This window comes from Siphonobacter sp. BAB-5405 (assembly GCF_002872335.1).
GTDB lineage: Bacteria > Bacteroidota > Bacteroidia > Cytophagales > Spirosomataceae > Siphonobacter.
The window spans coordinates 313,089-326,098 of the sequence record NZ_NJAG01000045.1 but is presented as its reverse complement, the minus strand read 5'-3'; the positions used below and the strand labels follow the sequence as shown (position 1 = coordinate 326,098).

The window sequence follows — 13,010 nt, the reverse complement described above, 5'->3', positions numbered from 1 at the left end:
CCACTCTTAACCGTTCCCGTTTATGCACGTTCGGCGTATCACTTTTCTTCTTCTCATGAGCGTAAGTACCCTTGCTACGGCTCAGGGTCCCACTGACCCGACTAAACTTAGCCAGCACATTATTCAATACGAGGCCGACCTGGGCAGTCTGCGTCGGTTTTATACCATTGCCAATTCACCCGAACGCCGCCAGCGGTTCAGGGAGCTGAATCAGCAGTACCTCTCGCAACTGGATAAGCTCGATTTCAAAACCTTGACGCCCAACAATCAGGTTGATTTCTTATTGTTTCAACGGGATTTGAAAGAAGACCTGCGGCTGTATACCGTGGCCGATCAGGAATCCGAACGCATCAAAGGCTGGTTTCCTTTTGCTGAACCGATTTACGCGTTGGAGAAAAAACGTCGGCGAGGACTGGCTCTCAACGCCGAAACACTCGCCCAGGATTTCAGTACCTGGACGGCTCAGGCCGCAAAGGCCGAAGAAAAACTGGAAAAGATGTCCAGTATGGACCCTGTACTGGCTAGCCGGGCGGAAGAAACGGTGAAAGGACTGGAACAGGCCATTAAAAGTGTATTCGAGTTTTATAATGAGTATGATCCCGCCTTTACCTGGTGGATGGCCAAACCGTACCCGAAACTCATTGAACAATTACAGAAACTCACCCGATCCATTCAACCGCGGGCCCAGCTGGGCGAAAAGGCCAAGGACGGCAGTGGAATTGTAGGCGTGGCCGTTGGACGCGAGGAGCTGATGCGTCAGCTGAAGATGGAATACATTCCCTACACGCCCGAGGAGTTACTCACCATTGCCAATCAGGAATTCGCCTGGTGCGACCGGGAATTACTGAAAGCCAGTCGTGAAATGGGTTTTGGCAATGACTGGCGGGCGGCTCAGGAAAAAGTCAAAAACAGTTATGTACCCGCCGGAAAGCAACCCGAACTGATCCTGCGACTGTATCAGGAATCCGTGGACTTTCTCAAGCAGCACAACCTGATTACAATCCCACCGCTGGCGGAAGAAACCTGGCGAATGGGGATGATGACCCCCGAGCGGCAACTGATCAATCCCTTCTTTCTCGGCGGCGAACAGATTCTGATTTCCTACCCAACCTCCGGGATGGAACACGCCGATAAACTGATGAGTATGCGGGGAAACAATCCGCACTTTTCCCGCTCGACGGTGCACCACGAACTCATTGCCGGCCATCACCTGCAAATGTTCATGAACAACCGGTATCAGACGCACCGCCGTCGCTTTTCGACGCCCTTCTGGATTGAAGGCTGGGCTTTGTACTGGGAAATGGTACTCTGGGATAAAGGATTTCCGCAGTCACCGGAAGATAAAATCGGTATGCTGTTCTGGCGAATGCACCGCTGTGCCCGGATTATCTTCTCGCTTAATTATCACCTCGGCAAATGGACACCCCAGCAGTGCATTGACTTTCTGGTGGACCGAGTCGGGCATGAGCGGGCCAACGCCGAGGGAGAAGTTCGCCGTTCCTTCGTGGGTGGTTACGAACCGCTGTATCAGTTGGCGTACATGACGGGTGGCTTCAGTTCATGGCCCTCCGCCGGGAGCTGGTCGATTCCGGAAAAATGACGGATAAGCAGTTTCACGATTCCATCCTTCAACTCAACGAGTTGCCCGTGGAGTTCATCCGGGCCTTGCTGACCCAACAGCCGCTTCGAAAAGATTTTCAGACCAGCTGGAAGTTTTATTCTTTTGCTAAATAACCCCTGAACAACTACTTCACAATGAACTTGAAAACGATGACCCATCGCGTGTTAGTAGTGAGTGCACTCGCTCTTACTACGCCGCTCTGGGCTCAACAGTCTCCCTGGAAAAAACTGGAGGAAAAACCATCCACGCTCCATCTGGAAAGCGGCTATATAACCTTGCCGGGCCCAGCCCTGGAGCTGCGTCTGGTAAAGGCCTCGCAAACGGTGGCTTCGCTGAAACCTAATGCAGAAAAAGGCTTTGATTTTACTCCCGGTGATCGGCTCAAGGTTCGCAGTAGTGATGGACTCTATCATCTGGGAGATATTAATCTACGGCTTCGTACCCCGGGGCAGTCGGACTGGCAGGCCTATTCTTCCGCTCAGAAGCGAGGCGATGTCAAGACCTTACCTGCTACCAAACCGGCAGCGGCTTCCGCCGATTTGTCGCCTAGTTTTCCCGCCGAATTTCCCCTGGAAGTCAAACGAAGCTGGGAACAGTCGGGTAAAGGCTGGGTGGTACGGTTCACGCTGAAAAACAAAAGTACGCAGCCCGTAGAAATCGGATCACTCGGGTTTCCGCTGATTTTCAACAACATTCTGGAGGGAAATACGCTGGAGCAGGCCCACGACCGCAATGTGTTCTATGATCCTTACATTGGCAAGGAAGCCGGATACTTGCAGGTAACCCGATTGCACGGCAAAGGTCCGGTATTGCTGGTACTGCCCGAGGGGAATACGCCTTTTGAAGCGTACAATCCTTTACTTGATGACCCCACCCCCCGGGGTATTACGTTTGAAGGGTTTCACGAGTGGATGGTTCACAGTAAAGCCCACGCGGAAAAAGACTGGTCGAAAGCTCAGCCCTGGAATCAGCCGACGTCACTGACGCTACAACCCGGCGAAAGTAAAAGTTACGGTCTGAAGCTAGTTCTGGCTCCGGCCATTCGCAGTATTGAATCGACCCTGGTGGAACAGAAGCGGCCCGTGTCAGTGGGTATCCCCGGTTATGTGGTTCCGCAGGATGTGAACGCCCAACTTTTTCTGAACTACCCTTCGGCAGTGAAATCCGTGCAGGTAGAACCCGCCGGAGCTTTGAGCTGGCAGGTTGATCTGGCTACCAAAAACGGCTGGAAAGCGTATCTGATTCGCGGCAAACAATGGGGACGGGCTCGTTTGACGATTCAGTATCAGGATGGTTTGACGCAAACCATTCATTATAAAGTAGTGAAGCCCGAAGCCGAAACGATTGCTGATTTCGGGAATTTCCTGACAACGAAGCAGTGGTTCGAGGTACCAAAAGATACGTTTCATCGCAGTCCCTCGGTGATTAGTTACGACTACGAAACCAAACAGCAGGTGACGCAGGACAGCCGGGCCTGGGTGGCGGGTCTCAGTGACGAAGGCGGGGCCGGAAGCTGGCTCGGAGCGATGATGAAACAACTAGTGGTGCCTAATCAGCAGGAAATTCAGAAACTGGAACGCTTTGTCAACCAGACCCTGTGGGGCAATATTCAGCACAACGAAGGTCCGGAAAAGTACGGCGTTCGGAAGAGTCTGTTTTACTACCAGCCCGATTCCATGCCGCCGAATACCTACAGTACGGCGGTCAATTACAAGGGCTGGTCGGCCTGGCCCCGCAAGGAAGCCGAATCGCTGGGTCGTTCCTACAACTATCCGCACGTCGCCGCAGCTCACTGGGTCATGTACCGAATGGCCCGTAATCACCGCGATCTGGTAACGCAGCAGGACTGGAAATTTTACCTGGAAAACGCCTGTCAAACGGCTCTGGGCATGGTGAAGCTGGCTCCGTACTACGCTCAGTTCGGACAGATGGAAGGCACCGTTTTCTTCCTGATTCTGAAAGACCTGAAACGCGAAGGACTTACGGCACTGGCTTCCGAACTGGAAGCGGCCATGAAGAAACGGGCCGACCTCTGGAAATCGCTGGCGTATCCCTTCGGCAGCGAAATGCCCTGGGATTCCACGGGTCAGGAAGAAGTCTACATCTGGTCGTATTACTTCGGCTACCGCGACAAAGCCGAGGTAACGCTGAATGCGATTCTGGGTTATATGCCCACGCTACCGCACTGGGCTTACAACGGCAACGCCCGTCGGTACTGGGATTTTCTGTACGGTGGAAAAATCTCTCGGGTCGAACGGCAAATTCACCACTATGGCTCGGGTCTCAACGCCATTCCGGTACTGACGGCCTACCGCGATCAGCCGGACGATTTCTACCTGCTTCGCGTGGGCTACGGTGGCCTGATGGGAGCGATTGCCAACATTACGGAAGACGGATTCGGACCCGCCGCTTTTCACTCGTTCCCCTCTACGCTTGAGAATGACGCTCTTTCGGGCGATTACGGCTGCGGATTCTTTGGCTACGCGGTGAATACGACCGCTTTCCTGACGCAACATCCGGAGTTTGGCTGGCTGGGTTTTGGCGGAAACGTGACTAAAAGCAAAACAGACGTGACGCTGACGCCTACCACAGCGGCTCGGACCAGCGTATTTCTGGCGAGTGTTGGGCTGGATATCAGTCTGGATGCCGGAAAAATTGAAAAGGTAACGCTTAACCCGCAAACGAAAACCGTTACGCTTAGCCTTCAACCCGCTACGGTCACTACGCCAACGGCTTATCTTCGATTGAAAACGGGTAAACAGTCGTATCATCCGAAAAAAGCATTTGCCCAGGAACGGGAAGCCTACGTAATTCCCCTGACCAATCAAACGCAGACGATTACGCTGGTATCGTCAGCGAAGAAATAAGCAACCTACCTTCAGGTACGTTTAAAAACCCTGGCCCCTTAAGTGGCCGGGGTTTTTCTTTACAAAACCAGCTTTTTATGGGAATAAATTTGCGTAGCTACTTAGCTACGCTTTTATTTGTAGTCAAATGACTACGCAATGAATTTAAGACGAGATGTATTCCAGGCAATTGCTGATCCCACGCGAAGAGCAATCCTCTTGCTGGTGGCCGCTCAAGCTCTGCCGGCGGGAGCAATTGCTGCCAATTTCGATACGGCACGACCAACGGTTTCCAAGCACTTACAGATACTGACGGAATGCGAATTACTCAAAGCCGAACCCAACGGTCGGGAGATATACTACCAACTGAATCCAGAAAAGATGAAGGAGATCGCTGATTTTATCGAGCCTTTCCGTCAACTATGGGAGGAGCGGTTCAACACGTTGGAAGCCCTTATGAAAGACTATTCCTCAAAAAGCAAGGAGTCATGACCCAGAAAACAAAGATTCAGGCCGAAGCTGGTAAGCAGGAGTTGGTGATTACCCGGGAATTTGACTTACCCGTAGCCTTACTGTTTAAAGCTCACGTAGTTCCCGAACTCGTGGAGCAATGGATGGGCACCAAGGTATTGAAGCTGGAAAGTAAACCCCACGGTAGCTGGCAGTTTGAAACGACGAATCCCCAGGGAGAAGTCGTATTTCGGGCCAATGGTGTCATTCATGAATGTATGCCAGATCAAAAAATCACCCGAACGTTTCAAATGGAAGATTCTCCTTTCGACGTACAACTGGAATTTCTGGAATTTGAAGCTTTGACCGACACTACGAGTAGACTTACCATGCACCAGGTATTTCGTTCGGTTGCCCTGCGGGATCAGCTCCTTCAATTGCCTTTTGCCAAGGGCTTAAACTGGGCTCATGATCGGTTACAGGAAGTGGTGAGCCAACTGATTGAGCACTAAGTAGAACAGGCGAACGCCTGCGTATCTGTGAAAACTTAACCTTACAAGGGTGATGAATAACTCCTCTAAATCTTTGTCTGCTGAAGAGCAGGAAGCCTTATTAAACACGCTGAAGGCTCGTTTTGCGAAAAACCAGCAACGCCACCCGGGGCTTGAATGGCCCACCGTACAGGCCCGCCTGGAAGCCTACCCCGAAAAACTCTGGTCGCTTCAGTTGATGGAAGAAACGGGCGGAGAACCTGACGTACTGACTCAGGATGCCAAGACGGGAGAATTCCTTTTTTACGATTGTGCCCCCGAAAGTCCTAAAGGTCGTCGCAGTCTATGTTATGACCGACAGGCACTGGATGCCCGAAAAGAATATAAACCCGAGGATAGTGCCCTTGATTTGGCAACAGCCATGGGCATTGAACTACTCACGGAAGAAGACTATCGGGAGCTGCAGAAACGCGGAGCGTTCGATCAGAAAACGTCCAGCTGGATTAAGACCCCCGCCGAAATCCGGAATCTCGGCGGGGCCCTGTTTGCAGATTGCCGCTACGGGCGGGTCTTTGTTTACCACAACGGAGCTGAATCGTACTACGCCGCCAGGGGCTTTCGGGGTTCACTACGCGTGTAAGCCTTCGTATAAAGGGTAGGGGTGCCGTTTTATCGACCTCTGGTGCCTTTAAAAAAGCTGGAAAGAATCCAGATCAGTCCCAGGAAAAATGCGAGACTCAACAACATGAGTAGTATTTCCGGTCCGCCAATGCTAAATAAGAACATAGGATAGGGTTGTTTAGTGAGACGGAAAAATACGTAGTTATTTGTTGAAGGTGAGAACTTTGTGACCAATGGTTTGCCGCAGCTAAAGCAGGTTATTGGGTCCGGTGGGTTCCTATTCCTTCAGCATCCGAATACCATATACCGGCCCCGCCTGATTTCCTTTTTTTGCCTGAAAGGTGAGGACAACGGACGTTTTGCCGCTAGTCATTTCAGCGGGTAATGCGTAGGAAATATCATAGAAGCGGCTCTCTTTGTATTGGTTGAGATCCTCGCTACTGAGCTTTTTGCCATCCACCAGAATGTCAAACTGGCGACCCCGGTTATCCATGCCCCAGTACGTAGCAATCAGCGTATTTTTCGCGTTGGGAGCTACTTTCATGGTGAATTGAAAGCTACCCCCCTCATTGGCTACCCGGAATTTCCGCGTATGCGACTCACCCGTTTCCAGCTTGTCGCCCGAAAAGTCGTGATCGCGTTCGGGCTGCATTTCACCCACGCGAAGGTTGTCTACGGTGCGAAGCTCCAGTTCACGGGCCTGGCGGCGTTGCTCTTCGTAGCGTTTCTGCTGTTCTTTCCAGGTCTGGCTGTTGAACACATCCCAATAAACGCTGTAATGATCATCCTGCAGGGCGTAAAACGGCTGTAAGGTCACCGTACCTTCTTTGCCCAGGGCCGTCGTCTGGAATTCCAGGGGTCGACCCGTTGGCTTGATCCAGTGATTAGGATTGGAGTCATTGCTGACAAAAACGGGTACGCCCTGAGCCGGATCAATTTCCTTGGGGCCCAGATTGCCCGCCAGAATCAGCGGACCGTAGAAATACGCCTTCCGATCCGGATTATCAGGCATGGCTACCGAATAGAGTTGCGTGGGTAGTTTGAGTTCGAGTACATCGCCCGTTTTCCAGGTTCGGTCAATCACTAGATATCCCGCTTCTTCGTTGACCTGTGAAAGCGGTTTTCCATTCAATAGTACTACGGCTTCCGTAGCCCAATGGGGTTTGCGGATACGTACGGGTAAGGAAACGGCTTTGCGAGTAGTAAAGCTCAGCGATAGGGTAGAGTCGGCGGGGAGGGTAGTTTGTAAAGTTACGCCCAGCCCTTTTTCCGCCCAGTTGAGTTGGGAGGGAATGAACAGGTTGACGTACAAACTGCCGTCATTTCCGTGAAAATAAATGCTTTCGTTGTATTTCGTGTGGTTTTCCATGCCTGAACCCACGCAGCAGGTGAAATCGTCGTACCGACTGCTGAAGGGCTTCCGGGCACCCATCCGCAGGGGAACGAAGTAACACATCATACCCGTGGTATGGTTTTGCGAGGCCAGAATGTGGTTGTACAGGCCGCGTTCGTAATAATCCATGTACGTCGCCGAAGGTTGCAGAGCGAACAAATGCCGGGTAAGCTTCAGCATATTGTACGTGTTGCAGGTTTCCATGGTATTCTCCGTCAGCTTGTCGTTGAGCTGATCAGGAGTGCTCAGGTACTCGTAATTGCTGTTGCCACCGGTCGCGTAGGAGTGATGGTTGACTACGGTATTCCAGAAAAAAGAAGCACTTTCGAGGTCTTCTTTGTTTCCGGTTAACTGATAGCGACGAACGGTACCAATCAGCTTGGGAATCTGCGTATTGGAGTGTTTGCCGGGGAGAATGTCTTTGTGATGGGCCAGTGAATCCAGAATCCAGCGGTCGTGAAATTTGTAGGACAGGTCCAGAAACTTCTTGTTCTTCGTCAGAGCGTAGGTATTCACCAGTACATCATTCATGCCGCCGTACTCGCACAACAGCATTTTCTGAATCTGCTCGTCATTGAGGTTTTTCAGCGTCTGTTCGACCCAGTTTGCCATCCCGACATTGATAGAGAGTGCTTGGGCGTTGTCGCAATACAGGTACGCATCCAGTAAACCCGCCATGACTTTATGCACGGTATACCAGGGCGACCAGGCTCCGTTGAGGTCAAAACCCCGGGAGCGAATGTCGCCGCGGGCGACTTCCGTAAAAACCGTATCTTCTTTGGGGATGGCTCCGATGTATCCCGTTTTGCGGGATTTCTGGCATTCCGCCAGTTCATCCACAATGTAATTTACCCGCTTAAGGTATTCCGGATCTTTACTGCTGGCGTAGTGCATGGCACAGGCGGAGAGGTAATGGCCCAGCGTGTGTCCCGCCAGTCCGGAAGATTCCCAGCCGCCGTACTTTTCAGCTTTGGGTTTGAGGCCCGAATGACTGCGGAAATCCGACAACAGCCGGTCGGCTTCCAGATCTTTCAGGAAAGCCACATCGGCCTGCATGGCCTGACGGAAAGGACTGTCGAGTAGCTGGACCTGACTCAACGGGAAACCGTATGCCCGGATCGGTACAACGGGCTGAACTTTTATCTTAGCATTCGTTCGCTCAGGCATGATGGACTGTCCAAAGACAGGCAACGTAACATTACCCAAAAGAATGACTGCGGTAAACAGGAATCTTTTCATGAATCAATACGCGTTATAAATGACTGGCAAATCCGTATTCCACCGGAGAACCTTTGCAAATTTGCTCGAAAGGCCATGAAATCTTAGGCCTGCGTTTCGCGAATACTGATACAATTCTAACCTTTCAGCCAATTGGAGAATACCGGGGCAGAAAAAGAAAAAAGCAACCTAAATGATTTGGTTTGTTGCAGACGGTACGTTCAAATAGTTTAATGTAACCTAACTACTCTTAACTGGTACTTGTCTTGTATAACACTAGAATTACTAGATAAGCTGTAAGGAATAAACGAATGATAGTTAGCATGTAAAATGTTATATAATTGACCTTATGTTAAATAGTAAAAAGTAAGCCATGAAGGTATCTGTGGTAAATAGCTCCTCGCCCACCCTATTATCGAAGATCCTGACCCGTAAGCTTTCGTAGAGAGCCCTGTGTTCAGGAATAACGCCCTCAGCAAATCAGGAATGCGTAGTAGCAACAACCTGAAAATGCTATATTTTTGACCCAAACCTCTATACGTCATGAAGATACTGTGTAAGCTCACCCTGGCCCTGGGTATGGTGGGGATAATGCTTGGAGCCTGGAAAGCGAAAACACCCTCCCGCAAGTCACCCAATATTATCCTGATACTCGCCGATGACCTGGGCTATTCAGACCTGGGCTGCTACGGTAGCGAAATTCACACCCCTAATCTTGATTTCCTGGCTCAGCATGGTCTGCGTTACCGGCAGTTTTATAATACGTCCCGCTGTTGCCCTACCCGAGCCGCTCTGCTGACGGGTTTGTATAATCATCAGGCAGGCATTGGCAAAATGACTGATGCCGAGAACCAGCCCGGTTACCAGGGGCATATTACGGACCAGACGGTTACGCTGGCGGAAGTATTGAAATCGGCTGGCTATCAAACGGCGATGACCGGAAAGTGGCACGTATCGAATACACTCGTGCAGCCGAAAGGAACTGATCAGCAAGCCTGGCTCAATCATCAGAAAGATTTCGGTACCTTTTCTCCGCTGGAACAATATCCAACCCGTCGGGGATTCGACAAATTTTTCGGTACCATTTGGGGCGTAGTGGATTTCTTCGATCCCTTTAGTCTAGTCAATGGTACCGAACCCGTGCGGCAGGTGCCCAAGGATTACTACCATACCGACGCCATTAATGACACGACGGTGTCTTACATTAAATCCTTCGCGTCTTCGGAAAAACCATTCTTTATCTACGTTGCCCAAAATGCTCCGCACTGGCCTTTACAGGCCAGACCCGAGGACATTGCCAAATACGAAAAAACCTATCAGGCGGGCTGGCAAGCCATTCGACAGGCCCGCTACGAGCGAATGGTCAACATGGGACTCATCCGAGCGGATCAGGCGAAACTTGCCCCGACAGATTTACCCGACTGGCAAGCGAATCCGACCAAAGATTGGGACGCCCGGGCGATGAGTGTACATGCGGCCATGATTGATCGGATGGATCAGGGCATTGGCCGTATCATTCAGGCCCTTAAGCAGACGGGCGAGCTGGACAATACCCTGATCGTTTTTCTGTCGGACAACGGGGCCAGCTCCGAAAACTGTGCGGCCTACGGACCAGGATTTGATCGTCCGAGCGAAACCCGGGATGGCCGGAAAATTGTGTATGCCACCGAGAAGCAGGCATTGCCCGGCCCGCAGACCACCTACGCTTCCTTGGGAAAACATTGGGCAGCGGTGGCGAATACTCCTTATCGGTACTGGAAAGCAGAATCGTACGAAGGCGGAGTTAATACGCCATTCATTGCGTTCTGGCCGCAGGGGATTACTGCATCCAAGGGTTCGTACAGTGATCAGGTGGGACACGTTATGGATCTAATGGCTACCGTATGTGAACTTTCGGGAGCCAGGTACCCAACGCAGATCAATGGTAAAGCCATTCCTGTCAGTACCGGCCGAAGTCTGGTTCCCTCGTTTAAAGGCAAGTCCGCCGACTGGCCAACGGAGCTTTTCAATGAACATTTTGGGGCTCGATCCGTGCGGCAGGGTTCCTGGAAACTGGTATCCACAGCTTCAGATTCCACCTGGCATTTGTATAATCTAAAAACGGATCGAACCGAGACGCTGAACCTGGCCGCTCAGCATCCTGAAAAAGTGACCGAACTGGCCCGCCTCTGGCAACGCTGGGCGGCGACGCATCAGGTATTGCCTAAACCAGGCCGTTAAACAGAAAAGCCCCTTGCCGTACAAGTAAGGGGCTTTTTTTGTACGAAATGAGCTTCATTCCAATCGTTATGCCTACCATTCCCTACGCCGGAACTATGGTTTTGATGCAGCGTGTAAAGCGATCAATCTATTGGGCGTATGCAAAAGTCAAAACAGTCTGGTTAGGTCAGGTAAGGAGTACAGTTCAGCAGGCAATCGATGACTTTCAGCAGAAGTTCTCAGCAGTTGAACCGGATTGACCTGGTGAAAGGTCCGCTTTGAGGCTAGGTTGCAGGCGAAACAACCGTTTTCCTTCAATCAAATGATTTCTTCGTTCAAACCGTTTTTGATGCTCGTATTCATTCTTCATACAACGAGCGTATGGGCCAGTTCGCTTCCAACGGGTAAATGGAGCTATGGCCGCTTCTCACCCACCAGTTTCTGGAGTACAGATGGCAGTTACAAGGGAGCCGCTAATGAACAGGCCATGGCTCTGCACGTACAGGCCAACGGCACGTTTGAAATGTATGTACTCAATTCAGCAACCTATTACAATTGCCGCACGAGTTCCTATACGTACTGGAAGGGCACCATGCAGCCGGGCAATCAAACGTTCACACTCACGCCTCAGCAGGGAACGTACCGGGGTGAGTACAGTTGTTACCCCGGTAAAAATTTCAAAAGGCCGGCCAATAATCAGGAGATAGCCGCTGCTCAAAAACAATATCGCTATGCCTGGGAGAAAGACCGCGAAGGTCGAACAGCTTTGCGTATTTTCTTCGGAGCAGATGATCAACAAGGTGCTTTATTTACGCCGGGCCATTGGTAACATAGCTATTCAACCTTGTGTGATAAAATAACGCAGAAGGTTGAATACTTTGTATAGTTAAATAGGGTAGATATATAAGAATACTGACTGATAGTTGTACCTATTATTTGACATTATAACGTAAAAAAAACGTTATAATAATTATAAAATTTTATAGCTGTGTAATATACTTCCCTATGTATATATTCATCATTGCTTACCTGACAAAATCAATTTTTCTTCCTAAGAACTTCCAAAAACTTTTAAGTTCTTTTCGGGTTAATATCCTGCATTAAACTTTTCTAATGCTGAAAATTCTACACCACACACGTTCGCTCTGGCTTCCCTTCATCCTATGTTCATTGATCGCAATCTTGGCTGGAAAGTTATCTTCCATTATACCTGGAAAGGGCTGATTTACTATACCGTGCTTTCCGTAACGGTCTATCTGCTTCACGATTATTACAACCTTTTTCATTTACACCTTCCCTTCACAACCATCACAGCGATTAGTACGGCACTCTCCATTTTCTTAGGCTTCAAGAACAATAATGCGTATGACCGCTGGTGGGAAGCCCGCCAGATCTGGGGTTTGTTAGTGAATTACAGCCGGGCCTGGGGACGGGAAGTACTCATTATGATCATCCCCGAAGATCCGGCAGAAGCCGCAGAAGTTCGGGAACTGCAACATCGCATGGTATACCGACACATGGCCTTTGTGCATGCCCTGCGGGTTTTCTTACGGCGACCCCAGGCTTACAATCGTACTAGTCAGGACGAAATCTACGAAGAACGCAATGAGTATTCAGATACTGAATCGTTTCTATCCTCGCAGGAATACAAGGTCTTTTGTAAGAAGAATAACCCACCCAATTATCTGCTTAACCTGCAGGGGGAAGATTTGAAACGGGCTTACCAGAGAGGCTGGCTATCGGATTATCGTTTTACTAAAGTGGAAGAAATTCTGGTTGAATTCAATAACATCCAGGGTCGCTGCGAACGCATCAAGAATACCCCCTTCCCCCGGCAGTATAGCTTTTCCTCCCGCGTTTTCGTATTCATTCACGCTTCCCTCCTCCCCTTTGTCTTTGTCGAGGAAATCGGCTGGGCCAGCATGCCTGTCTCCGTGATTATTTCCTTTGTATTCCTGTGTCTGGATTTACTGGGTGAACGCATTGAAGATCCTTTCGAAAATCGGATGGAGGGTATCCCGATGACGGCCATGAGTCTCACCATTGAAACCAACCTGAAAGAACACTGGGGCGATAAAGATCTGCCTAAACCGCAACCTGCCGTGAAAGGTGTCGTATTATAAGTAGGCCTTCGCTCGAACAGCAGACCGCGAAAGAAAAATAATTAACGT

Annotated in this window: 8 protein-coding genes and 1 pseudogene; 8 read left to right on the top strand and 1 reads right to left on the bottom strand. The window is 50.3% G+C overall.

Annotation, left to right across the window (positions count from 1 at the left end):
- Nucleotides 1-22: 22 nt before the first annotated feature.
- The 5 genes and pseudogenes from BWI97_RS24050 (at nucleotide 23) to BWI97_RS24030 (ending at nucleotide 6,048) form a co-directional block, all read left to right on the top strand.
- A pseudogene (locus BWI97_RS24050) lies at nucleotides 23-1,734 on the top strand (DUF885 family protein).
- Nucleotides 1,735-1,770: 36 nt separating this feature from the next.
- Complete coding sequence (locus tag BWI97_RS24045) at nucleotides 1,771-4,488, top strand: DUF5695 domain-containing protein (RefSeq protein WP_199182082.1); 2,718 nt, start codon at nucleotides 1,771-1,773, stop codon at nucleotides 4,486-4,488.
- Nucleotides 4,489-4,626: 138 nt separating this feature from the next.
- A complete protein-coding gene (locus BWI97_RS24040) occupies nucleotides 4,627-4,959 on the top strand; it encodes a helix-turn-helix transcriptional regulator (protein WP_102203121.1) in 333 nt (110 codons plus the stop codon).
- Nucleotides 4,956-5,429 (top strand): SRPBCC domain-containing protein, encoded by a 474-nt coding sequence (locus tag BWI97_RS24035; RefSeq protein ID WP_102203120.1) that lies wholly within the window; start codon nucleotides 4,956-4,958, stop codon nucleotides 5,427-5,429. Before BWI97_RS24040 ends, BWI97_RS24035 begins: the two co-directional genes overlap by 4 nt.
- A 52-nt stretch (nucleotides 5,430-5,481) precedes the next feature.
- On the top strand, nucleotides 5,482-6,048 hold the full coding sequence (locus tag BWI97_RS24030; RefSeq protein ID WP_102203119.1) for a DUF4256 domain-containing protein: 567 nt from the start codon (nucleotides 5,482-5,484) through the stop codon (nucleotides 6,046-6,048).
- A 258-nt stretch (nucleotides 6,049-6,306) separates the two neighbouring features.
- On the opposite strand, the gene BWI97_RS24025 is transcribed toward BWI97_RS24030, so the two are convergent.
- Nucleotides 6,307-8,661: a glycoside hydrolase family 127 protein gene (locus BWI97_RS24025; RefSeq protein ID WP_102203118.1), complete on the bottom strand. Its 2,355-nt coding sequence runs from the start codon at nucleotides 8,659-8,661 to the stop codon at nucleotides 6,307-6,309.
- Nucleotides 8,662-9,183: 522 nt separating this feature from the next.
- Here BWI97_RS24025 and BWI97_RS24020 point away from each other — a divergent pair.
- The 3 genes from BWI97_RS24020 to BWI97_RS24010 all read left to right on the top strand — a co-directional run bounded on the left by BWI97_RS24020 (nucleotide 9,184) and on the right by BWI97_RS24010 (nucleotide 12,962).
- A complete protein-coding gene (locus BWI97_RS24020) occupies nucleotides 9,184-10,860 on the top strand; it encodes an arylsulfatase (RefSeq protein ID WP_102203117.1) in 1,677 nt (558 codons plus the stop codon).
- 328 nt (nucleotides 10,861-11,188) lie between these two features.
- Nucleotides 11,189-11,668 (top strand): hypothetical protein, encoded by a 480-nt coding sequence (locus BWI97_RS24015; RefSeq protein WP_146011011.1) that lies wholly within the window; start codon nucleotides 11,189-11,191, stop codon nucleotides 11,666-11,668.
- Between the two features lie 334 nt (nucleotides 11,669-12,002).
- A complete protein-coding gene (locus tag BWI97_RS24010; protein WP_102203115.1) occupies nucleotides 12,003-12,962 on the top strand; it encodes a bestrophin family protein in 960 nt (319 codons plus the stop codon).
- Nucleotides 12,963-13,010 lie beyond the last annotated feature (48 nt).

Bases quoted from the DNA above. Each gene is read 5' to 3' on its own strand.
- BWI97_RS24045 (WP_199182082.1), top strand. From the start codon at position 1,771: ATGACCCATCGCGTGTTAGTAGTGAGTGCACTCGCTCTTACTACGCCG.
- BWI97_RS24040 (WP_102203121.1), top strand. From the start codon at position 4,627: ATGAATTTAAGACGAGATGTATTCCAGGCAATTGCTGATCCCACGCGA.
- BWI97_RS24035 (WP_102203120.1), top strand. From the start codon at position 4,956: ATGACCCAGAAAACAAAGATTCAGGCCGAAGCTGGTAAGCAGGAGTTG.
- BWI97_RS24030 (WP_102203119.1), top strand. From the start codon at position 5,482: ATGAATAACTCCTCTAAATCTTTGTCTGCTGAAGAGCAGGAAGCCTTA.
- BWI97_RS24025 (WP_102203118.1), bottom strand. From the start codon at position 8,661: ATGAAAAGATTCCTGTTTACCGCAGTCATTCTTTTGGGTAATGTTACG.
- BWI97_RS24020 (WP_102203117.1), top strand. From the start codon at position 9,184: ATGAAGATACTGTGTAAGCTCACCCTGGCCCTGGGTATGGTGGGGATA.
- BWI97_RS24015 (WP_146011011.1), top strand. From the start codon at position 11,189: ATGCTCGTATTCATTCTTCATACAACGAGCGTATGGGCCAGTTCGCTT.
- BWI97_RS24010 (WP_102203115.1), top strand. From the start codon at position 12,003: ATGTTCATTGATCGCAATCTTGGCTGGAAAGTTATCTTCCATTATACC.